At 44.0% G+C, this 20,586-nt stretch carries 19 protein-coding genes; 6 read left to right on the plus strand and 13 right to left on the minus strand.

All coding sequences use genetic code 11. The annotated features are described in order from the left end of the window. Positions 1-211: 211 nt before the first annotated feature. A complete protein-coding gene (speB, locus tag OCU30_RS16180; protein WP_077314934.1) occupies positions 212-1,150 on the minus strand; it encodes an agmatinase in 939 nt (312 codons plus the stop codon). Positions 1,151-1,448: 298 nt separating this feature from the next. Beyond that, on the minus strand, positions 1,449-2,324 hold the full coding sequence (locus OCU30_RS16185) for a tetratricopeptide repeat protein (protein WP_077315116.1): 876 nt from the start codon (positions 2,322-2,324) through the stop codon (positions 1,449-1,451). A 501-nt stretch (positions 2,325-2,825) separates the two neighbouring features. Between OCU30_RS16185 and proX (OCU30_RS16190) the strand changes: the two genes are divergently transcribed. The 6 genes from proX (OCU30_RS16190) to OCU30_RS16215 all read left to right on the plus strand — a co-directional run bounded on the left by proX (OCU30_RS16190) (position 2,826) and on the right by OCU30_RS16215 (position 9,693). Then, positions 2,826-3,830, plus strand: coding sequence for a glycine betaine/L-proline ABC transporter substrate-binding protein ProX (proX, locus tag OCU30_RS16190; protein WP_077314933.1), 1,005 nt, complete (start codon positions 2,826-2,828; stop codon positions 3,828-3,830). 365 nt (positions 3,831-4,195) lie between these two features. Then, positions 4,196-5,383 (plus strand): glycine betaine/L-proline ABC transporter ATP-binding protein ProV, encoded by a 1,188-nt coding sequence (gene proV, locus OCU30_RS16195; protein ID WP_077314932.1) that lies wholly within the window; start codon positions 4,196-4,198, stop codon positions 5,381-5,383. 2 nt (positions 5,384-5,385) lie between these two features. Further along, positions 5,386-6,510, plus strand: a complete 1,125-nt coding sequence (gene proW / locus OCU30_RS16200) for a glycine betaine/L-proline ABC transporter permease ProW (protein WP_077314931.1) — start codon at positions 5,386-5,388, stop codon at positions 6,508-6,510. Beyond that, positions 6,507-7,514: a glycine betaine/L-proline ABC transporter substrate-binding protein ProX gene (gene proX, locus OCU30_RS16205; protein ID WP_095532918.1), complete on the plus strand. Its 1,008-nt coding sequence runs from the start codon at positions 6,507-6,509 to the stop codon at positions 7,512-7,514. Before proW ends, proX (OCU30_RS16205) begins: the two co-directional genes overlap by 4 nt. Positions 7,515-7,562: 48 nt before the next feature. Next, positions 7,563-8,045: a MarR family winged helix-turn-helix transcriptional regulator gene (locus OCU30_RS16210; protein WP_077314930.1), complete on the plus strand. Its 483-nt coding sequence runs from the start codon at positions 7,563-7,565 to the stop codon at positions 8,043-8,045. A 301-nt stretch (positions 8,046-8,346) separates the two neighbouring features. Beyond that, on the plus strand, positions 8,347-9,693 hold the full coding sequence (locus tag OCU30_RS16215; protein WP_077314929.1) for a magnesium transporter: 1,347 nt from the start codon (positions 8,347-8,349) through the stop codon (positions 9,691-9,693). Between the two features lie 98 nt (positions 9,694-9,791). Here the strand turns inward: OCU30_RS16215 and OCU30_RS16220 are convergent, their stop codons facing one another. From OCU30_RS16220 to OCU30_RS16270, 11 genes are all read right to left on the minus strand, one after another. Next, positions 9,792-11,231 (minus strand): aspartate kinase, encoded by a 1,440-nt coding sequence (locus OCU30_RS16220; protein WP_077314928.1) that lies wholly within the window; start codon positions 11,229-11,231, stop codon positions 9,792-9,794. 53 nt (positions 11,232-11,284) lie between these two features. Next, a complete protein-coding gene (locus tag OCU30_RS16225) occupies positions 11,285-11,671 on the minus strand; it encodes an ectoine synthase (RefSeq protein ID WP_077314927.1) in 387 nt (128 codons plus the stop codon). Positions 11,672-11,684: 13 nt separating this feature from the next. After that, positions 11,685-12,950, minus strand: coding sequence for a diaminobutyrate--2-oxoglutarate transaminase (gene ectB, locus OCU30_RS16230; protein ID WP_077314926.1), 1,266 nt, complete (start codon positions 12,948-12,950; stop codon positions 11,685-11,687). Positions 12,951-12,959: 9 nt separating this feature from the next. Continuing rightward, on the minus strand, positions 12,960-13,514 hold the full coding sequence (gene ectA / locus OCU30_RS16235) for a diaminobutyrate acetyltransferase (RefSeq protein WP_077315114.1): 555 nt from the start codon (positions 13,512-13,514) through the stop codon (positions 12,960-12,962). A 603-nt stretch (positions 13,515-14,117) separates the two neighbouring features. Next, positions 14,118-15,533 (minus strand): ATP-binding protein, encoded by a 1,416-nt coding sequence (locus tag OCU30_RS16240; RefSeq protein WP_077314925.1) that lies wholly within the window; start codon positions 15,531-15,533, stop codon positions 14,118-14,120. After that, positions 15,514-16,179 carry a response regulator gene (locus OCU30_RS16245; protein WP_077314924.1) on the minus strand — a complete coding sequence of 222 codons (666 nt, stop codon included), beginning with the start codon at positions 16,177-16,179 and terminating at the stop codon, positions 15,514-15,516. The genes OCU30_RS16240 and OCU30_RS16245 overlap by 20 nt, the downstream gene beginning before the upstream one ends. Beyond that, a complete protein-coding gene (locus OCU30_RS16250; protein WP_077314923.1) occupies positions 16,179-16,829 on the minus strand; it encodes a tetratricopeptide repeat protein in 651 nt (216 codons plus the stop codon). The genes OCU30_RS16245 and OCU30_RS16250 overlap by 1 nt, the downstream gene beginning before the upstream one ends. Positions 16,830-16,838: 9 nt before the next feature. Next, positions 16,839-17,648 (minus strand): SDR family oxidoreductase, encoded by an 810-nt coding sequence (locus OCU30_RS16255; protein ID WP_077314922.1) that lies wholly within the window; start codon positions 17,646-17,648, stop codon positions 16,839-16,841. A gap of 9 nt (positions 17,649-17,657) precedes the next feature. Then, positions 17,658-18,335: an iron-containing redox enzyme family protein gene (locus tag OCU30_RS16260; protein ID WP_077314921.1), complete on the minus strand. Its 678-nt coding sequence runs from the start codon at positions 18,333-18,335 to the stop codon at positions 17,658-17,660. Then, positions 18,335-19,816, minus strand: a complete 1,482-nt coding sequence (locus tag OCU30_RS16265; protein ID WP_077314920.1) for an AMP-binding protein — start codon at positions 19,814-19,816, stop codon at positions 18,335-18,337. The genes OCU30_RS16260 and OCU30_RS16265 overlap by 1 nt, the downstream gene beginning before the upstream one ends. Continuing rightward, positions 19,816-20,421 (minus strand): thermostable hemolysin, encoded by a 606-nt coding sequence (locus tag OCU30_RS16270; RefSeq protein WP_077314919.1) that lies wholly within the window; start codon positions 20,419-20,421, stop codon positions 19,816-19,818. The genes OCU30_RS16265 and OCU30_RS16270 overlap by 1 nt, the downstream gene beginning before the upstream one ends. Positions 20,422-20,586 lie beyond the last annotated feature (165 nt).

A 20,586-nucleotide genomic window follows, 5' to 3' on the forward strand; every position in this document is an offset into this window, starting at 1 on the left:
TTCACTGAGTTAATTAATCGTCGAACTTAGATAATGCGCGATCTCCTCCCTATTTTTCAACTTTTTATTTACATCGTTCGTTATTGAGATACATCGTACGTTGAAAAAAATAAGATGTCCAGACGTCTATACGGTTTATTTTTTATTGAGACATAAAAATAAAGCCCGACTTGAGTCGGGCTTTATTTGGTAGAAAACAACACAATTTTCTTTATATGGCTGAGGTCAATGGCGGTCGTGATGACGCCCAACAATAAAGCCACTCCAATCCAATGGTAGCAGCCGCGAGTGAGGTAATCTCACTGGTATCATACGGCGGAGAGACTTCGGTAATATCGAGTCCTACTATATTGATATTGCGTAACTCGCGAATCACTTTAAGCACTTTGTCAGTAGTTAAACCACCAATGGCTGGCGCTCCTGTACCTGGCGCATAAGCCGGGTCTAAACAACCAATATCAAAGGTAACGTAAGTCGGTTTATCCCCAACGACGGCATGAATTTGCGCGGCAATCTCTTCTGTTGAAAGCTCATTTGCCTCCATCGCATTAATCACGTTGAATGGATGAGTCTCCGCTTTAAAAGCGGTACGAATTCCAACTTGAATAGTGTGCTTTGGTGAAATAAGCCCTTCTTGAGGGGCATGATGAAAGATAGTGCGATGATCGTATGTACTCCCAGCGACGCGATTATTAGTGTGAGCACCGAAATGAATCAACGCCATTTCGCCAAAATGCTTGGTGCACGCTCGCAGTATCGGCAATGTCATATAATGATCGCCGCCTAAGGCAACCACAAATTTATTAGCTTTAACTAAATCGCTCACTCCGTCTTCTAAGCGATAGGTAAAATCTTCGGCATCACCATAATCAAAAACAACATCGCCAATATCGAGCAAAGCCGCGCGCTCGCGCAAACTAAAATCCCATGGAAATTTCTTTTCTTCCCACACCAAATTCAACGAGGCTTTACGAATTGCTTCTGGCCCGAGACGAGCGCCCGGGCGCCCTGATGTTGCTAAATCCGATGGCACACCTAATATCACCACATTTTCGGGTGTGTCGATCGGATCAGCGTTATACGGCGAGCGCATAAACGTCATTCCATTAGAATAAAGCGAATAATCGTTTTTGGTAAACAAATCATTCATAAACAATCCTTCTACAGTGGGGGTTACAACAAATTATTGATAGCTATTTGTGATGAGTATAGACGGCAAGAACGAGATGTTTACTATGCTTGTCGATTCACGGTTAGTTTACGCACAATACGCCACAGATTGAGTAAAAAATGTGATATAAAACACAAGTGATTTTTAATTTGATGTTGTTTTAAGAGCATAAAAAAAGCAACGCTCATCAATAGGCATTGCTTTTTATGTAATCATTAAACAATGTTAAGTGTTGATATCCCTAAATAATGCTAGTGCAAGTCGGTTTTTCAACTCACTACTGTGTTTTATTTTCGCTATCTTCACCGTTTAACCAAACATCAAATTTCTTATTGCCGTATAAGGATTCAAAATCACTCTCTTCCATTATCGCATCTTTCAATGACGGACTCGTAATGACAGCACGTTGTAAATCTTCGATGGCTTGATCTTCTGCCCCTAAGCGAGCATAAGCACAAGCTCTTTGATATAACGCTGGGCCATTATTTTCGTCTAGTTCTAATACACGGTTGCACAAACTAAGAGCCCAGTGATATTCGTCTATTTCCATGACGGCATCGGCTTTATAGGTCAGTGCTTCTAGATCACCGGGACGAATCTTCAAGATCTCATCATAGACCTCAACCCGTTGATCCGGCGTTTGTACACTTTGCGCTCGTAACCACAGGTTATGAATTTCATTAATGATTTCAATTTCACGGTTATTCTCGGTGATGATGCGAGTTTTGCGTTTTAGATCGCGCTCCAACGCCAAAAACTTTTTCTCATATTCAAGCGCAATTTTATTCAACCGTTTATCCGCCATTTCACGGGTATTCACTTTGACTTCTCGCAACGAGTGCCAACCGATCAACGCAATTAAAGATGCCACCCCAGCAATAATATAAAAGAAATAGGTCACCGTGACATTAGCGTAGTTCATCGATTTATCCGCCACATCCAATTCACGATCGGTGATTTGGATGGTCAAACGTCGTTCCAAATCTTGTTGATCTTGGCGAAGCGATTTTAGTTCGTCTAACACATAACGCTCCATTAAGGGCCGTTCAAGCATTGGTACCTCAGACTGACGAGATGTTGCTTCTTTATGTGCGGTTGATTGTGTGGACGTACTTGATGTCTCGGCCTCAGCCAAGACTGAGCTGAGACTCATCACTGTACACAGTAGAAATAAAAATACACGTTTTACCACAACGGTTCTCCTCGTCATTGACGATGGGTTTGGGAATGTCAGCCTAACAGCTGGATGATACAAGCCAGAACTTTACTAGCATAGGTCATAGTTTACCGTAACTTAGAGATGATTTTTTACCATTTTATTTAATCACAAAACAAAAATTTAACTTAATTATTGTGATATGGAACAAGATTCATTAGTTGAATAATCCCAAAACAATGATTAGAGTTCTAATTTATATATCGTAATGTTAAGGAAAACAACGATGAACACACCCAGTTTTTATCAACAAAAACGCCAAAAAATGGATTTAAATCCAATTAAACCCGTCAAAAATTTTATATTAACCCTCTTAGTACACCAGAAAAATATTTAGATGACTAATTATTTGCGTGCCTGCGTAAGCAATATCCCACTCATGCCGCTCATTGGCGGGGGTATTAACACGCACAATTCCCTTCAAACAGGAGTTCACTTATGAACCGCTATGTTTCTACCCGTCTTTTCACACTACTCGTAACGATGATTTACTCCACTCTCAGTGGCGCCGCAACAATGCCAGGGAAAGGAGTGACCGTTCAGCCAGTACAGTCCCCCATTCCTGAAGAAACCTTTCAAACGCTCATTGTCTCTAAAGCTTTAGAACAGCTGGGCTACACTGTAAAGCCTATTCAACAGGTCGATTATAATGTCGCTTACACTTCGATTGCGAACGGTGATGCAACCTTTATGGCCGTTAACTGGGATCCCGTACACACCGATAAATACGAAACATCCGGTGGAGATAAGGCATTCTATCGTAAGGGCTACCTGATTAAAGGTGCCGCTCAAGGTTACCTGATTGACAAAAAAACCGCGCAAAAATACAACATCACGAATATCGAACAATTGAAAGATCCACGCATCGCTAAACTGTTCGATGCCAATGGTGATGGGAAAGCGGATTTGGCCGGTTGTAACCCAGGTTGGGGCTGCGAATCTGTCATTGAGCACCAAATGAAGGCTTATGGACTTAGTGACACTGTCACAGTAAACCAAGGCCAGTATTCAGCGATCATCGCCAATACTATTACCCGCTTTAAAGAGGGAAAATCGGTACTGTATTACACTTGGACGCCTTATTGGGTGAGTGGCATTATGGTTCCCGGTAAAGATGTCGTCTGGTTAGAAGTACCTTTTTCTTCGCTACCAGGGGCGCGACGTAATGTTGATACTGCCTTACCCAATGGCAAAAACTATGGATTCCAAACCAACAGTTTGCGTATTGTGGCAAACAAGAAATTTGCGCACGATAATCCAGCCGCTGCCAAGTTATTTGCCATTATGAATATTGATATTAACGATGTCAGCGCAGAGAACTCGATGATCGCCAAAGGGGATAGCTCAGACGCCGATCTACAGGCTCATGCCAATGGCTGGATTAAATCTCACCAAAAAATATTTAATCAATGGCTCAAAACGGCTCGTGAGCAAGCTAAATAGCGCGTTTCTTTCGCTGTATTATCGTTCCATGAAAAGGCAGCTTAGCTGCCTTTTTTATCATCAATACTAGTAATCCCCGCCTTTGTGCCTACACTTTTAATACCCCAATCTCCTCTTTATTACTGCTCAATTTTATATCCCCTCACGTTGTAGCCAAAAAATTAAATAACACACAAAACATTTTACCTCGAAATATTTTTACCCTATCGATTAAAGTTTATTCACATTACAAAACAGTAGCTTACACTATATCAACAAATAAGTGTGACGCCAATCACCTTGCCAAATGTCAAAACAATGTTTAGTGTACTATATAAATCAGGTAGCAAATGCACTACACAGTAACGACAACAAAGGAAATTATCATGTCGACTATGTTAGAAGTGAAAAACCTCTATAAGGTGTTTGGCGACTCCCCAGAGGAAGCATTTCCACTACTGCAAAAAGGATTAGATAAGGATCAAATCTTTGAGCAAACTGGCTTAACGGTCGGGGTAAAGGATGTGTCTCTCACCATCAATGAAGGTGAAATTTTCGTCATTATGGGGTTATCCGGCTCCGGTAAATCCACACTAGTTCGTCTTCTCAATCGCTTGATTGAACCCACGAAAGGCGAAGTTTTATTGCACGATAAAGACATTGCTAAAATGTCGGATGAAGAACTCCGCGAAGTCCGTCGTAAGAAAATCTCTATGGTTTTTCAAAACTTCGCTCTTATGCCACACATGACCGTCATTGAAAATACCGCATTCGGCCTTGAGCTCGACGGAATACCAGAACAAACCCGCTTACCCATCGCTCGTCGAGCCTTAGCTCGTGTTGGCCTAGAAGCCAACAGCGACTCTTTCCCTGATGAACTGTCTGGCGGTATGAAGCAGCGTGTGGGTTTGGCACGTGCCTTAACCAACGATCCAGATATCTTGTTAATGGACGAAGCATTCTCGGCACTTGATCCATTAATTCGGACTGAAATGCAAGACGAGCTCATTCGTCTACAAAACGATGACCAACGAACAATCGTTTTTATTTCCCACGATTTGGACGAAGCCATGCGCATCGGCGACCGTATTGCAATAATGCAAGATGGTGTTGTCGTGCAAGTTGGTACCCCAGACGAAATACTCCATAACCCCGCTAATGACTACGTGGAATCTTTCTTCCGGGGTGTCAATGTCGCGTCGGTTTATAGTGCCAAAGATATTGCGCGTAAGCGTCCAAGTGCGGTGTTTAAAAAACACGACAACGAGGGACCGGCTGCAGCAATGCAACTCTTGCTCGATAGTGACCGTGATTACGGTATCGTCGTTGATCGCTCCAATCACTATTCGGGGATCGTATCAATTGAGTCTTTGAAAGAAGCCAAACGCAACAACAGCACACTCACTAATGCCTTGTTACCAGATACTGTATTTATCGATCCAGATGTGTCTGTTTCTGATTTGATTAGTCAAGTGGCATCCGTGCCTTATGCCGTTCCAGTGGTGGATCCAAGTGGCAAATACTACGGCGTAATTACAAAATCACGTTTGTTGCAAACTTTAGATAGGGAATAATCATGACTGCTGAAACCACACAAAATGCTGCAAACTCTGCAGATGCATGGAGCACGACAGCAACGCAAACTGCCTCTAACTCTGATCCTTGGGGCACCGCCAACGCTGCCTCTTCAGCCGCGCAATCGACCGCTGATTGGTTAAATGCCACTCCTGTCAATGATCCCTTTAGTTTTTTACACCCTTTTAAAGAAGCTATTGTTCCTTTTGACCACTGGGTTGAAACCGCGTTGAATTGGTTAGTAACCAACGGCCGACCTGTTTTCCAAGCGATCCGTGTGCCAATCGATTTCATTTTGACATCTTTTCAAACCGCGCTGGAGACCACACCCGCACCGGTTATGATCCTTATTTTATGTCTATTAACTTGGCAGTTTGCCGGACGCCGCCTCGGTATTGCGTCGCTGATTTCGCTTGTTGTGATTGGCTTAATCGGTGCATGGGGAGAAGCCATGGTGACCCTGTCTCTGGTGATGACCTCGGTATTCTTCTGCTTACTCATTGGGTTACCCATGGGAATCTGGCTTGCGCGCAGTGATAGAGCCGCCAAAGTTGTTAGGCCAATACTCGATGCGATGCAAACCACGCCAGCCTTTGTGTATTTAGTACCGATTGTCATGTTGTTCGGTATCGGTAACGTCCCTGGTGTGGTGGTGACTATTATATTCGCACTGCCTCCGATTGTTCGTTTGACGATTTTGGGTATTCAACACGTACCAGAAGAATTAATTGAAGCTGGCCATGCCTTTGGCGCTAGCCCCAAACAAATGCTGTATCGCATTCAATTGCCCCTCGCAATGCCTACCATTATGGCGGGCGTAAACCAAACACTGATGTTGTCACTCTCTATGGTAGTGATCGCTTCTATGATCGCCGTTGGTGGTCTTGGTCAAATGGTACTTCGTGGTATCGGTCGACTCGATATGGGGCTCGCCTCTGTCGGTGGCTTAGGTATCGTTATCCTCGCAATTTTATTAGACCGTATCACCCAAAGTGTGGGCGAAAATAACCGCGACACTAAAACACGTTGGTACGAGTCAGGCCCTATATCCATTTTCTTTCGCAAGAAGAAAACCGCAACTGAAACCAAAGCAAATACTCAAGAAACGTTAGGAGAATCAAAATGAGAAATTCATGGAAGATGATGCTCACAGCAGGCATTGCAATGACATCAACATTGTCCGCGACCACTTTTGCTGCAGAACTACCGGGAAAAGGTATCAAGGTTCAACCTGTGCAATCCACTATTTCAGAAGAAACTTTCCAGACGCTCATCGTTAATAAAGCGATGAAAGAGCTGGGTTACGATGTACAGAAAACCAAACAAGTCGACTATAACGTCGCTTATACCTCAATTGCCGAAGGCGATGCGACTTACATGGCGGTAAGTTGGGAACCACTACACGATAATAAATACGAAAAAGCCGGCGGCGATAAGAAATTTTACCGTGAAGGCACATACGTAAAAGGCGCTGCGCAAGGTTATCTGATTGATAAGAAAACCGCAGATAAATACCACATCACCAACATTAAACAGCTGCAAGATCCAAAAATTGCGAAATTGTTTGATGCCAATGGTGATGGCAAAGCAGATTTATCCGGTTGTAACCCTGGCTGGGGCTGTGAGACCGCAATTGAGCACCACCTAGATGCGTATAAACTGCGTAAAACGGTCGAGCACAACCAAGGTCAATACGCGACCATTATGGCTGACACTATTACCCGCTATAAAAAAGGCGACTCTATCTTGTACTACACGTGGACACCGTATTGGGTAAGTGGTGTGCTTGTTCCTGGTAAAGATGTGGTTTGGTTGCAAGTGCCATTTTCTGCGGTTCCTGGTCAGCCTGATCTATCGACTAAATTACCAAATGGTAAAAACTACGGCTTCCCAATGAACGTAGAAAAAATTGTTGCTAACAAGAAGTTTGCAGAGGAAAACCCAGCAGCAGCTGAGCTTTTCAAAGAAATGAAACTTAGCATCAATGACATTAACGCAGAAAACATGATGATGCGTAAAGGCCATGGTTCGCAGCGTGATATTGAAGCGCATGCCAACGGTTGGATTAAAGCCCATCAAAAACTGTTTAATGGGTGGATTAAAGCGGCAAAACAAGCGGCCGTCAAATAAGCCAGATTAGGGGCTGGTTTCCAGCCCCTATTAACATAGGAGACGAGTTTGGAGAATTACGAACAAGTATTACTTTCTATTCGGCAAATTATTCGAGCTATCGACCTACGTTCTAAGAAGCTCAACAAAGAGTTTGGTTTAACCAGTCCTCAACTTCTTCTTATGCGGACCATAAAGCATTCACCAAAGCTTACGATTCGTCAATTATCGAAAGATACCAACATGAGTCAAGCGACAGCGACCAGCATTTTAGATCGTTTAGAAAGCCGAGAGCTCGTACAGCGTGAGCGCGACACTGCCGATAAACGTAAAGTACATGTGTTGATTACCGCAAAAGGTGATGCGGTCTTAAACCAAGCACCTAAGTTGCTCAATGAGGACTTTGTCGAGAAATTTAAACAATTAGATCCTTGGGAACAAACCTTGATTTTATCTTCTCTACAACGTGTTTCTGAAATGATGAATGCACCTGAAGTGACACCAGATAACTTGATATTGAGTATTGATCAAGAGAGTTCCCACCATCAATGATAGCTATGAGGTGATAGGACGAAAGGAAACTTTTGTCTTTGCCTCGCTTTTCCTCCTCTTTTTATCACTTTAAGTAGCATTATTGCCCGCCTCTTTATACACTCTAAGCCAGTGATGGTAAGCCGTTGTTAGACATCCCCCTACTTTGCCTATTCTTGCCCCTATTTTACGTCCTAACAACACACTTATTACTGAGCATTGTCGCCATTCAATGCCACCACACTCATCTCAAATGAGTATTCTCATATCAAACGACGTGTTATCGGTAATGACATGTCAATATTTTACTGGAGTGATAAGAGTGAATGAACATCAAGATATGTCGCAGTTGATCGCGCCTTTATTAAAAGCGGACGAATACTCACAATTAGCACTTTGGAACGACATGGTTGATCAAGGTCTCGACTATAAATCCATCGCCGTCGTTTTAGAGGCGTTTCCGGTTGAGCAACGGGTGCGCTTATGGCGCAACCTCTCGATAGAGTCTCACGTCAGCGTGTTAACGGAAATGCGTGCTGCGGCAAGGATGTCGATTTTAAATGCGCTGTCTGAGACTGAATTAAAACTCACCCTAAAAAGACTGGATAATCTCGCATTATTGGAATGGGCAGATTCGCTACCTGATGAAATCGTCAATGAGGCAATGCGTTTACTGAGTCGTGAAGAGTTAGAACTCTACGACCGAGCGATTGAATATAACGACCAGCATATTGGTCACTGGGTCGAGCAAAAAGTCTTTACTCTCCCTTTCGGGATCAGTGTGAGACGTGCCAAGGTATTATTAGACACTTACCAGTTTGATACACCTAAATATGTCTATTTGATTAACCGTACTAAACAATTCAAAGGATTAGTACTTTATAGTGATATTGTTCGCGCCACAGATAATACCTTATTAAAAGGATTAAAAAGGGGGCAAGTGACTACTCTAGACGCCCATCAGAGCCTAGCAGATGCGGTTGATGCCATCGAACACTCGGATTATCCCGTTGTTCCTGTACTAGGCTCAGACAGCAAGTTGATTGGTCATGTTGATTGGCGCTTTGCGTTAAGTACCCAGCGTGAACAATATGAAGCTCGCTTAATGGCGGGAACGGGTTTGGATGAAAATGACGATCTCTTTGCACCAATACTTAAAGGCACAAAAAAACGTGGGCTGTGGTTAGGTATTAACTTATTGACCGCCATTCTCGCGTCTATCACCATCGGCTTGTTTGAGGATGTCATTACGCAAGTGGTGGCGCTCGCAGTATTGATGCCAATTGTCGCCTCTATGGGCGGCATTGCTGGCAGTCAAACCTTAACCTTAATGATTCGCGGCATGGCATTAAATCAGGTGACAGCCGGTAACCGCTGGGCATTACTACGCAATGAATTAGGTATTGGCTCGATTAACGGGGTGATTTGGTCGGTCATTATTGGTGGGCTAGCAGGGTTGTGGTTTAGCTCTTTAATGATTGGATGCACGATAGCACTTGCCATTTTAGTCAATATGGCGACCGCCGCATTTTTTGGCGTCACTATCCCGATTTTACTCCATAAATTAAAGCTTGATCCGGCATTAGCGGGCTCTGTCATACTGACAACAATGACCGATGTGATCGGTTTCTTTGCGTTCCTTGGTACCGCAAGCTTAGTGATGTTATAAACAGGCTTGCCCGGAATGTAAAGACACCGTTTTTCGATAACAAAGCGCACAAACCAAGTTTGTGCGCTTTGTTGTATTGTGCTACTCGTACTCGGTAACTACGCTGCTTTTGACGTGGATGATTGTCCCTCACTGACCACACTCTCTGCCTCTTCAATGAGTGCTTGATGCAATGCTTGCACCGCTCGGCTGTAAGCCTCTGCTTTGACAATGAATTGTACACTGACTGTGCGTAGGGTTGATTGCGCTGAAATTAACTCGATATTTTCGTTTGCCAATGCCGCAATACCATTTGCCAATAATGGACTCGTCTCTAAACACGCCCCTATGGCTGAAATAATTGCAACGGGTAATATCGATACTCTCGCTTGCGGATAATCCGATTGTGCGGATGCAAGGATACAATCAATCGCTTGCTCTGAACCACTTAAGAAGTAAGTCAATGAGTTAGCATTCATTTCTTTACTGATCAAATGCACATCATAGTGTGCGATACTGGCGCCAATTTGCGCTGCCACTTCTTCAAATTGACCCACTAACGTTTGATCGAAAAAGTGTAGTGCATAGGCATTTTCTTGCCCCGCAATAATTTCGACCCGTGGCGGGTGATCATCAAATTGATCGGTAATACTCGTGCCAGCGTGATTGGGTTCAAAGGTATTTTTGACGACCAACTCGATTCCTTGTTCACGCAGCCCTGCTGCCGCATTCGGGTGAATGGCTTCCATCCCTAAACAAGCAAGCTGATCAGCGACATCATAATTGGTTCGGCCCATAACCCGTACTCGCTCTGCTCCGACCAATCGAGGATCAGCACTGCTTAAATGGAACTCTTTATGAATAATGGCTTTATCCGCTTTGAGCAGTGATGCGATACGACTAAACGTCATTTCACTATAGCCACGGTCATAGGTATCCATAAGTCCTTCTTCGCACTGGGTATACCCGGTCACAATCGGCAGGGTATTACTCAAATCAATGTCTTTAAATGCATGCTGTATTTTATCATCTAAAGGAAGCGCGCGGTCTTGATTCCAACCTGATAAATCGATCATGACTGCATTAATACCGAGCGAACGCAACTTCAATACCGTATTAAACGCACTGTGCACTTCGCCAAGCGCCGCAATAAATTCGCGAATTTGCGGAAGATATTGCTCTAGTGAAAACTGACCATATTGGCAGGTCGTCAAAATATGTTGAATACATTCTTTAGCATCATTCAAACGCTCATTGATAAAGTCGTCAGCTTCTTTGCGTAACAATGGATCAGCAAAGCCGTTATCATTAATTAACAGTAAGCGGTCACGTAATGCTTCAAGCGCGGTTTCCCAAGCTTCATCTTGCTGCTCAACCAAACGGTAGATACCAGGCTTGGCCGTTTTTTTACATTCAAGTAGCGCATCAGTGATGCCTGCAAAAGCAGATACCACAAAAACACGCTGATACACATTCTTTGGCTTTAATAAAATATTATCTAAAACGGCATCGAATGCCGCCATTGACGTACCACCGATTTTTTCTACGGTGTGTGACATGAGTATTCTCCTCTGATTATTGTATGAATATGACATCAAACTGCGCTGTCACTTCAATCAACGAGAGGATAAACGCCATTTTCATCGTGGGTTTCTGCCCCTGTGAGCGGCGGGTTGAACACACACGCCATAACCATGTCACCTTTTTTACTGGCTCGTAGGTAGTGTTCATCATGTTTATCTAGTACATAGAGTGTGCCAGGTTTGATAGGGTAAGTATCTCCATTGACCACCTCAATACTGCCTTCACCTGAAACACAATATACCGATTCCAAATGGTTTTTATAATGAATATGAGTATCAGTGCCTTTATAAATCGTCGTGATATGAAAAGAAAAGCCCATGTTATCGTCTTTTAACAACATACGTGTACTTTCCCATGTTTTCGCAACCACACGGCGTTCACTGTTTTCACATTCTTGTAGCGTTCGAACAATCATCGTTATCTCCCTATTATGATGCTTTTTTCATAAGTTTTGGCGCAATATGTGCGACAGCACGAGTGAATATACTCAGCCCCTGAGCGAGCTCAGCTTCACTGATGGTTAAAGGACAGAAGAACTTAATCACTTCATCTTCTGGTCCTGCGGTCTCAATGACTAAGCCTTGTTTAAAACACTGCTCTGTGATGCGCTCAGCTGCTTCACCACTTTCACACTCAATCCCTTGCATCAATCCTCTGCCCTTATGAGCAATAAATAACCCACGATAGTTTTTCAGGTGTTGATCAATCGTTTTGGCCACTTGCTCGCTGCGAGCATTGATATGCTGGCTAAATTCATCGTTTTTCCAATACGCTTCTAGTGCTTTAGCACCAGTGACAAACGCGTGATTATTGCCGCGGAACGTCCCGTTATGTTCTCCTGGTTCCCACACATCGTATTGCGGTTTATACAAGACAATAGCCAGCGGTAAACCATACCCGCCAATCGATTTTGATAGCGTCACAATATCTGGCGTAATATCGGCAGGCTCAAAACTGAAAAATGTCCCTGTACGGCCACATCCAGCTTGAATGTCATCGACAATCAGCAATATATCGTTGGATTTACACAGTTTCTCTAGGCGTTGTAGCCATGAGTTTGACGCAACATTTAAACCGCCTTCGCCTTGTACTGTTTCTAAGATAACCGCCGCCGGTTTATCTAAGCCCGATGATGCATCTGCCAACATGGTTTCAAACAGGCCTAAGCCATTGACATCCGCATAGCCATCATAAGGTAAACGTGTTACCCCATTGAGATCCATGCCCGCGCCACCGCGGTGATGCGAATTACCAGTTACGGATAACGCGCCGTAAGTACAGCCATGGAAGCCATTCGTGAAAGAAACAATGGTATGACGTCCCGTTACCTTACGCGCTAGCTTCATGGCCGCCTCGACCGCATTCGTCCCTGTTGGGCCGGTAAACTGCACTTTGTAATCGAATTGGCGCGGAGCCAAGATATAACGCTGCATTGCACTGAGAAAGTCGGCTTTGGCTTCAGAATGAAGATCTAAACCATGCGTTAGGCCGTCTTTGTCAATGTAATCAAGTAAGGCTTGCTTTAAAATCGCGTTGTTGTGTCCGTAGTTAAGTGCGCCAGCACCACTTAAAAAGTCCAAATAAGCTGTTTCATCTTGCGTATATAGCCAACATCCTTTCGCTTGAGTAAAAGTCACTGGGAAATGTTTGGCGTACGACATAACATTGGATTCTTTTTGCTTAAAAATATCCATAATAAACGATTATTCCTTATCCATTTTTGGTGATTGAAGAGGTATTCGATACAAATATTCCGTATCGTGCTCCCCTTTGAAGTGACGCACCTCATCGAGGAACGTAGTGATGTCTCCTTGACCGCCCATCTCACGCTCGAGTTTGCGAAACAAGTTCCAAGAGCCTTGGTTATCACTGGTGATCGTAGTTTCTACATACTCCACATTGTGTAGCACGTCTCGCTTAAGTAGGGTTTGTAACATGTGAAAGGCCAAGCCTTCACCGCGCGAGTCTGGGTGTACAGCCACTTGCCAAATAAATAATGTCGTCGGCTCATCCGGTTTACGATAAGCCGAAATAAAGCCCGCACAGCGTTCATGCATTTCCGCAATAATACTGGTATTAGCAAAATGAGAAGACTGTAGAAAATTACAATAAGCCGAGTTTTCATCTAACGGCTGACATTGAGAAATGAGCGCATGCACGTCGGCGCCGTCATCACGGGTTGGAGCACGTAGCACCCAACTGTTTTGTGCGCTATCCATCCAATTTGGGCATGCTGTCCATGCTGTTTGTATGACCATTTTATCGCCTCCCCGCGACGTGGCATTCATTTCGAACTCTAAACAAATTATCTATATAACTTATCAAGATAAATGAAAAACACAACAGTACATTGATCACATTATTGGTGATAAATACGTATATACCTGATATTTATGAAATTGTTTGGTTAAAATAATAACTTTATTTTAGACCACAAACGTTTCGACATATAAATAAAGACTTAGAGAAGTGAATAGGGAGGCATCTTTATCTAGATAAGTGCTTTATCACTAGCATTTTACTAAATTAGCGTTTTGCATTTGCAAATTGCAACAAAACAAACATTGATAGTTGATAAATAACGATTAATTAAGGTGTGAATTGAGATAAATAGGCGATTCAAGCCGAAAAATACCGTTTTGAAAAGTTGGCACATATCATGCATTAATATCATTGACCTTTCTTAAGCCGAAGGTCACCTAGCCAACTGACGTTGTTAGTGAATACAATTTGTTCACATATTTATAAGCCAATCGTACTTTACGATTGGCTATTTTTTTATGTGGATAATGTATAAAGATTGTTCGTTAAGCAAGAAAGGCTTACGGAGCAGCATACATGGCTGTTTAAAACATTGACGGTTACGAATGAAGACTAAATTCGACCACAAACGTGTTTTTTTGCTGGGTTCTTGGTAGTAGTGTCACTGTACCATGGTGTAAACGCGCAATGTCACGAGTAATCGACATTCCCAAACCTGCGCCATCTCCCCGCTCGGTATTCGCGCGATAAAAGTTATCAAATAATTTGTGCCGGGTATCCGCACTCATATCTGGGCCTGAATCACTGACTGTAATCACAAGGTGCGTGGCGGTACGCTCTACCTCTGCGGTGATAGTGGATTTTTCTCCCGAATAACGAATCGCATTATCGATTAAATTGGTAAATAGAATACGTAACAACGCCGCATCACCTTGAAGTATTTGAGATGCCCCATCAAGCGATAGATCTTGTTGTTTCTTTAGGGCCATTGGCGCGATATCAGCCAGCACCGATTGTAATAACGAGTATACATCAATGGCTTCAAAGCCAATATCTTGCACACTATCGACACGTGCGAGCATCAGCAGTTGCTGTATGAGCCGGTCGGTACGATCAATGCCAGCTAAAATATTATTTAACGCCCCATTAAGGAGTGTTTTATCTTGACTCGCTAACGCATTTTCAGCATTGAGACGTAAGATAGTTAACGGGGTTTTTAACTCATGAGCCGCCATGCGCGTAAAACGTTTTTCACGCTCCCAAGCACTTTCAAGCTCAACCAATAATCGGTTGAGCGCCTCCACCAGCGGTGTCAATTCTTGAGTTGCTTGCGGCATCTCGATCTGATCCAATTTATCCACACTTCTTTCTCGGATAGAAGCTCGTAGATCGGTCAATGGTGACAGTAATTTATTGATGAGAATAATCATCAATATTGCCAAGCATGGGATCAAAATAAGTTGCGGTAACGCGGCAGAAAACGCCAAATCATTCATCATTTCATCACGTATCGCTTGCTGTTCTGCCGTAATGACATAATCGTGACTATTGGCCAAAGACAGCTGAAAAAAACGCCAACTTTTTCCTTGCGAGTGCAATACACCAAACCCTTGGTAATCAGTCTGTTGACTTAAAGCGCCGATATGTGGGAGTGAGCTCCATAACAATTGACCATCACGGTAGTATTGGATAACAATTTTATGTTCATAAGGGTGGCCATATTTAGTGGGGTCTTCGCCGCCATTAGCTTTAGAAGACCGATCGAGCTTGCCCATCCAACGAGCTAACTGCCGTTTAGATTCTGGAGTATCTAAGTGCGCAATCACCGGGGGTAAACTCAATAACGCCATTTTGGCTTCTTGCCCTAAACGTGCATCATAAACCTCACGTATTTCGTGTTGCGAGCCAAGATAACTGAATATTAGCGAGACTAAGATTAAACAACTTGAGAGTAATACGACCGACCACGTCAGACGTTTTTTAATCGAAAACCCGTTAGTCGACTTGTTTTTCAATGATATACCCCACACCACGAATATTTTTAATCAATTGTTGCGGTACTTTCTTGCGAAGGTTGTGGATATGGACTTCGATCGTTTTTTCGTTTGCGCCGTCATCCCAACCATGTAAAGATTGCGAAAGCTGCTCTTTACTCAGTACACGTCCAGCCGACGTCATTAAGGTTGCCAATAATTTAAATTCATTATTCGTCAGCTTTAGCCGCTCTTCTTGGTAGGTTGCACTTTGTTCTGATAAGGAGAGCACCAAATCCCCTATCGTTAAATTTGTGTCACAATAACCTGATTGACGACGAATAATGACACGTAAGCGAGCCAATAATTCTTCCAATGCAAAAGGTTTGACAAGATAGTCGTCGGCTCCGCCGTCTAACCCTTTCACTCGGTCTTCAATGTCATCACGCGCCGTCAAAATTAAAATCGGTAACGTATGACCCGCTCGGCGTACACGTTTTAAGACCTCTAAGCCATCCATATCTGGTAATGTAAGATCCAAAACAATCGAGACAAACTGCTCAGTTTTCAGCGCAATCTCAACATCTTGACCTTTTTCGACCCAATCGGTGGTATAGCCTGAGCGATTAAGTGCTTCAACCATGGATTGGCCCAGTAAGCTATCATCTTCAACAAGTAATAACCGCATCACTGCTCCAATTGTTGTAATCGTTGTGCGATTTCTTCATGTCGCGCCTGATCAGCCAAGTGTCGATGTGCTCTAGCAGGAGCTTGTTGCGCTTGCTTAAAGTACTTAATGGCTTGTTGCTCTTTATCTTGATCGACTAAAAAATCGGCATAGAAATAATTAGGGTCGATTCCCTTAGGATTAATGACTAACGCTTTTTTAAGCATTTTCTCTGCCATATCGTCATCACCAAAGCCAACCGGCCAACCCGGTACTTTATAGTATAGTGATCCTAATGTCGTATAGGCCGAGCCTTGTAAGGTGTTTGGTGCGGTTTGGATCACGTCTTCTAATAGCGTTTTGGCTTTTTTCACATAAGAAAGCGCCCCTAACCCTCCTTGCGAAGCGGCGAGTGAAGCATTATTGATCGCAAGCCACACCTTAAGATCAGCGCGCTGAGGGAATTGCGTTAATGCCTGTTGATTTGCGGTAATTAAGTGTTTAAAACAGGCTATCTGTTTGTCATTATCAGACTGTTTGTACTGGCATTGTGCCCAGCGATGTTGAATCATAAGTAACGGATCAGCAGAAGAAGCCTCGGCAATCTGTCCATAGAGAGCCCCCACCAATAAGCACGCCACGCTGCTACGAGAAAAAATCGTCAATCGCATATTATCTACCTAATTGGATGTGTGATGACGTTGAAGAAAGCGCTTCATCGTCTGTTTCTGTTTTTGCAACTGCCGCCCCACTAATGAGGGGAACCATTGATTGATTTTAACGAACCATTTTTCCGGTGATCCTATCCAGCGTTGTGCTATTTCTTGCTCTATGACCGCAACCACATGCTCCGCAACAATGCTAGGATCGTCGCTACGGTTACCAAGCGCAGCATTCATCTCTTGTACTAATGAGGTATTTAGCGCTGTTGTTGTGGTTCTTGGTGCTAAATACAATACTCGAACACCTTCATCACTCAATTCACGATCCAGTGCTTCGCTAAAGCGATGCAACCCAGCTTTAGCTGCGCAATAAGCGCTGTATCCGGGGTGGCCTATGGAGCCCAAAGTGGAGCCTACATTAAGAATGATGCCTGGTCGATTGAGCCAATGTATAGACGATTGTGCGAGTAACATAGGCGAAGTCAGATTAATAAAGACTTCATCAATGACATCATTAGGTTGACGATGACACAGCCATTCAAATTGATTATAGCCAGCATTATTAATGACAATATCAATACCGCACTGCTCAGCATGGCGGTGTGCCGCGATATTTAACGCGTCAACGCCACTAGAAGTTAACAAGTCAGCGACGATAATTTGATGATTATCACTCTTTGCTAACGTCGCTTTCAATGTCTCTAATTTCTCTGCTGAGCGGCCAACGAGTAATAACCGAGTGCCTTTTTTCGCCAGCAACTGAGCAATCACACTGCCAATTCCACCGCACGCCCCTGTTAGTAAAACACGCTTGTTCTGCAGTTCCATCGCGCGCTCCTAGAAATTAGCATGAGTAAGGGTTAATTCGCGTAACATGTCGCCATAAAGTTTGAATACCATAATCGCACTTTCAATAATCACCGCTTGATCGGCGGGATCAGTAATACGGTTCATCAACGAGGCAAAAAACTGTATGTGCTCTTGATCTAACTCACTGTGTGATTTGAGATAGCGCATGGCGTCATCGGGTAGCTGTAAATGAGTTTGCAGTAAGCTCGCCATTGCACCACCGGTTGAGACACTCGTCCCCTCAAGCACCCATACCATGCCAAAGAGGGCCAATGGATTTCCCCTGTCAATATGATGGTATAAGTAGGCCACCATTAATTCGATAGACATACATACTTTGCCTTCACCCTCGCTATTACGCACATTGGTTGAATTAGCACCGCAGGCCTCAATATCCGCCAATATCCATTCTTGGTGTCCCATTTCTTCACGAATATAGTCACCTAATGCTTCACGTAACCATTCATAATCCGCGGAGAGACGACTGCCACACGCCATCAATAGCGGGACGGTATGTTTAACGTGGTGATAAGCTTGGGTTAAAAACTGAGTGTAGTGAGTCAGTTCAACGCTACCTTCCTGACACGCCTGAACGATCGGCGCCGAGAGCATTGCTTGCCGGGCTTGCGTGGTTTGTTGATTCAGTTGTTCAAAAAATGTCGTCATTATTTTTTCCTTTCATCACGAATACTGAGTAGGGTATGGCGCTGCTCATGCGCCCATTGAGCAAATTCACCGCGCAGCGGTTTACCATTATCCGTCCAGAGACGATGCTCTTTTGGATACACGGCACGACATAAGCAGAGTTTGAGCTGAGCGTAATCAGGTAAGTGTTGATTGAGTGCATAAAGATCATCGAGGACAGCCGCAGGCGAACAGTGAACGACAACGGCAGTCAGTCGGGTGTCACCATCACCCACCACAATTAAGTGACGCAACGAGGGATAAGCCTGTGCCTCAGACTCGACCCACTCTGGAGAAATGTTGCGTCCATACGCGGTGACCAGCTGATTGTTACTCCGTCCAGTGATGGTTAAATATCCAGCATCATCAAACTCAGCGAGATCGCCGGTAGCCAACCACTTATCAGTAAAAGGCGCGCCAATATACCCCAAAGCTATATTGCCTGAGACCCAAAGCTGGCCTTGCCTATCTACTTTGACGTGTTGATGATTAAGCACTTGACCTGCCGAACTTAACTTAAAATGACTAGGGGTATTAACGCTCACCACCGAGGCGCATTCTGATAAGCCATAACCTTGGAACGCCGGTAAACCCAGTTGATGTGCCTTATTCATTAACGCTGAGGAAACACGTGCGCCACCCACAGCAATAAATTGAAAAGAACGACCGAGCTCAGGCGTTTGCTCGACTAAAACCACTAAGACTTCCAGTAAAGCGGGGGTTAACACCACACTACTCGGTGAATGGGCAGTGAGTGCATTCGCAAAGGCAGTAGGATTAAATTGACTCGAACCGCTCAGTCCAACCCATTCTTGTGGTAACAGCACACAAGTCTCACCGAGCAGTAACGGCACATAAATCGATGTGATATTTTCTAATAATGTCGCAAGAGGTAGCACGGCTAAATGTGTCCCCTCTTTGATACTAGGACCAACGGTGTCCGCTAATGCCTGACTCACGCGGTATACATTATCTGCACTCAAGCACACGCCTTTAGGGTGACCGGTCGAACCGGACGTAAACGTGATTTTGCAAGTCTCTGGCAAAATAGCGCCACGTTGATTATCGATACGCTGCACCGCTAAACCGTAAATGTCATTTAAAGGAGTGCTCGCATACTCCAATTCAATCCCGTGCTGCCAATCACCAATGACACAATCTGCGCCGCTTTGTGCCAATAAATGGGAAACCTGTGAATCAGAGAAAAAATGCGGGACAGGAACCAGTACCACTTGTGCCAATTGCGCAGCAATGTCCATGACTGCCCATGCAATGCCATTATGTTCACGCAGAGCAATGCAGCGACAAGATAGTGCGCTCAATTGCTGTGCGGTATCGTGGGCATGCTGCCAAAACTCTTGATAAGTGAGCGAGATGTATTCATTGTTCATTATGCTGGTAAACGCCACGTTATCTGGCGACGCTTTGACCCTTTTATCCATCGCTTTTAATAAGCTATTCATCACAACAGCCCTCTTCTCGCCATGGCTTGTTGCAGTTGCGCCATACCTAAAGATAAATCCCCGGCCATGATGCGCGGAGCATGGTCATAATAGCTTCCCCACACCGCATTCGCATTGGCAATACACGTGGCCTGAGCTTGAGCGAGCACGGTCGGCTTTAAACCAAAACGGCGCATCATTGCAAACAGCGGATCCGTCGCCGTAAAGATGCACCACTGAAATCCCTGTGCCAACAAGGCCTGTATCAATGCATAAAAATGCAGCATAGAAAAACCATAGGAAAATGATGCGAGCTGACCAAACTCGACCAACTGGCTGCGCTCAATGTTGGTATCTAACGCGGCGGCTAACACTTCATCCGCTGGTTGTGGCAAATAGTGTTCTAGAAATAATGATTCATGATGCGCACTGCGATAACCACACACGGATTGAATCGCATTGTTGGTATTCATCATGACTAGAAACTCAGGCATAAACTGCTGTAACTGAGCGTTAAACGCCGCTGCGTAACGTTCCGCGACATACCGCTCGACGTCTTGACGCCGGGTATGGCTAGCATGAATACGAAGTACCTTGAACTGTTCTTTTACCTTCAATCGCTGCATAGCACGCTCCTCACTCTTAGAATATTAAAGAGAGTAAAGGCATTAACTTAAGAGAAGCTTAAGAAAGCAAAATAAACAGGCGATGAGGAATATAAAGACAAGTCATAACAAAAAACGCAGCCTGAAAGGCTGCGTTTGATAGTTAACGACGGGTAACATTGACCA

It is taken from the genome of Vibrio palustris, assembly GCF_024346995.1.
Taxonomy (GTDB): domain Bacteria; phylum Pseudomonadota; class Gammaproteobacteria; order Enterobacterales; family Vibrionaceae; genus Vibrio; species Vibrio palustris.

Excerpts from the sequence above, each read along its gene's own strand:
- OCU30_RS16255 (WP_077314922.1), bottom strand. The coding sequence starts at position 17,648 with ATGGAACTGCAGAACAAGCGTGTTTTACTAACAGGGGCGTGCGGTGGA.
- proV (WP_077314932.1), top strand. The coding sequence starts at position 4,196 with ATGTCGACTATGTTAGAAGTGAAAAACCTCTATAAGGTGTTTGGCGAC.
- ectA (WP_077315114.1), bottom strand. The coding sequence starts at position 13,514 with ATGGTCATACAAACAGCATGGACAGCATGCCCAAATTGGATGGATAGC.
- proX (WP_095532918.1), top strand. The coding sequence starts at position 6,507 with ATGAGAAATTCATGGAAGATGATGCTCACAGCAGGCATTGCAATGACA.
- speB (WP_077314934.1), bottom strand. The coding sequence starts at position 1,150 with ATGAATGATTTGTTTACCAAAAACGATTATTCGCTTTATTCTAATGGA.
- OCU30_RS16260 (WP_077314921.1), bottom strand. The coding sequence starts at position 18,335 with ATGACGACATTTTTTGAACAACTGAATCAACAAACCACGCAAGCCCGG.
- proW (WP_077314931.1), top strand. The coding sequence starts at position 5,386 with ATGACTGCTGAAACCACACAAAATGCTGCAAACTCTGCAGATGCATGG.
- OCU30_RS16250 (WP_077314923.1), bottom strand. The coding sequence starts at position 16,829 with ATGCGATTGACGATTTTTTCTCGTAGCAGCGTGGCGTGCTTATTGGTG.
- OCU30_RS16185 (WP_077315116.1), bottom strand. The coding sequence starts at position 2,324 with ATGAGTCTCAGCTCAGTCTTGGCTGAGGCCGAGACATCAAGTACGTCC.
- ectB (WP_077314926.1), bottom strand. The coding sequence starts at position 12,950 with ATGGATATTTTTAAGCAAAAAGAATCCAATGTTATGTCGTACGCCAAA.
- OCU30_RS16265 (WP_077314920.1), bottom strand. The coding sequence starts at position 19,816 with ATGAATAGCTTATTAAAAGCGATGGATAAAAGGGTCAAAGCGTCGCCA.
- OCU30_RS16225 (WP_077314927.1), bottom strand. The coding sequence starts at position 11,671 with ATGATTGTTCGAACGCTACAAGAATGTGAAAACAGTGAACGCCGTGTG.
- proX (WP_077314933.1), top strand. The coding sequence starts at position 2,826 with ATGAACCGCTATGTTTCTACCCGTCTTTTCACACTACTCGTAACGATG.
- OCU30_RS16245 (WP_077314924.1), bottom strand. The coding sequence starts at position 16,179 with ATGCGGTTATTACTTGTTGAAGATGATAGCTTACTGGGCCAATCCATG.
- OCU30_RS16270 (WP_077314919.1), bottom strand. The coding sequence starts at position 20,421 with ATGCAGCGATTGAAGGTAAAAGAACAGTTCAAGGTACTTCGTATTCAT.
- OCU30_RS16220 (WP_077314928.1), bottom strand. The coding sequence starts at position 11,231 with ATGTCACACACCGTAGAAAAAATCGGTGGTACGTCAATGGCGGCATTC.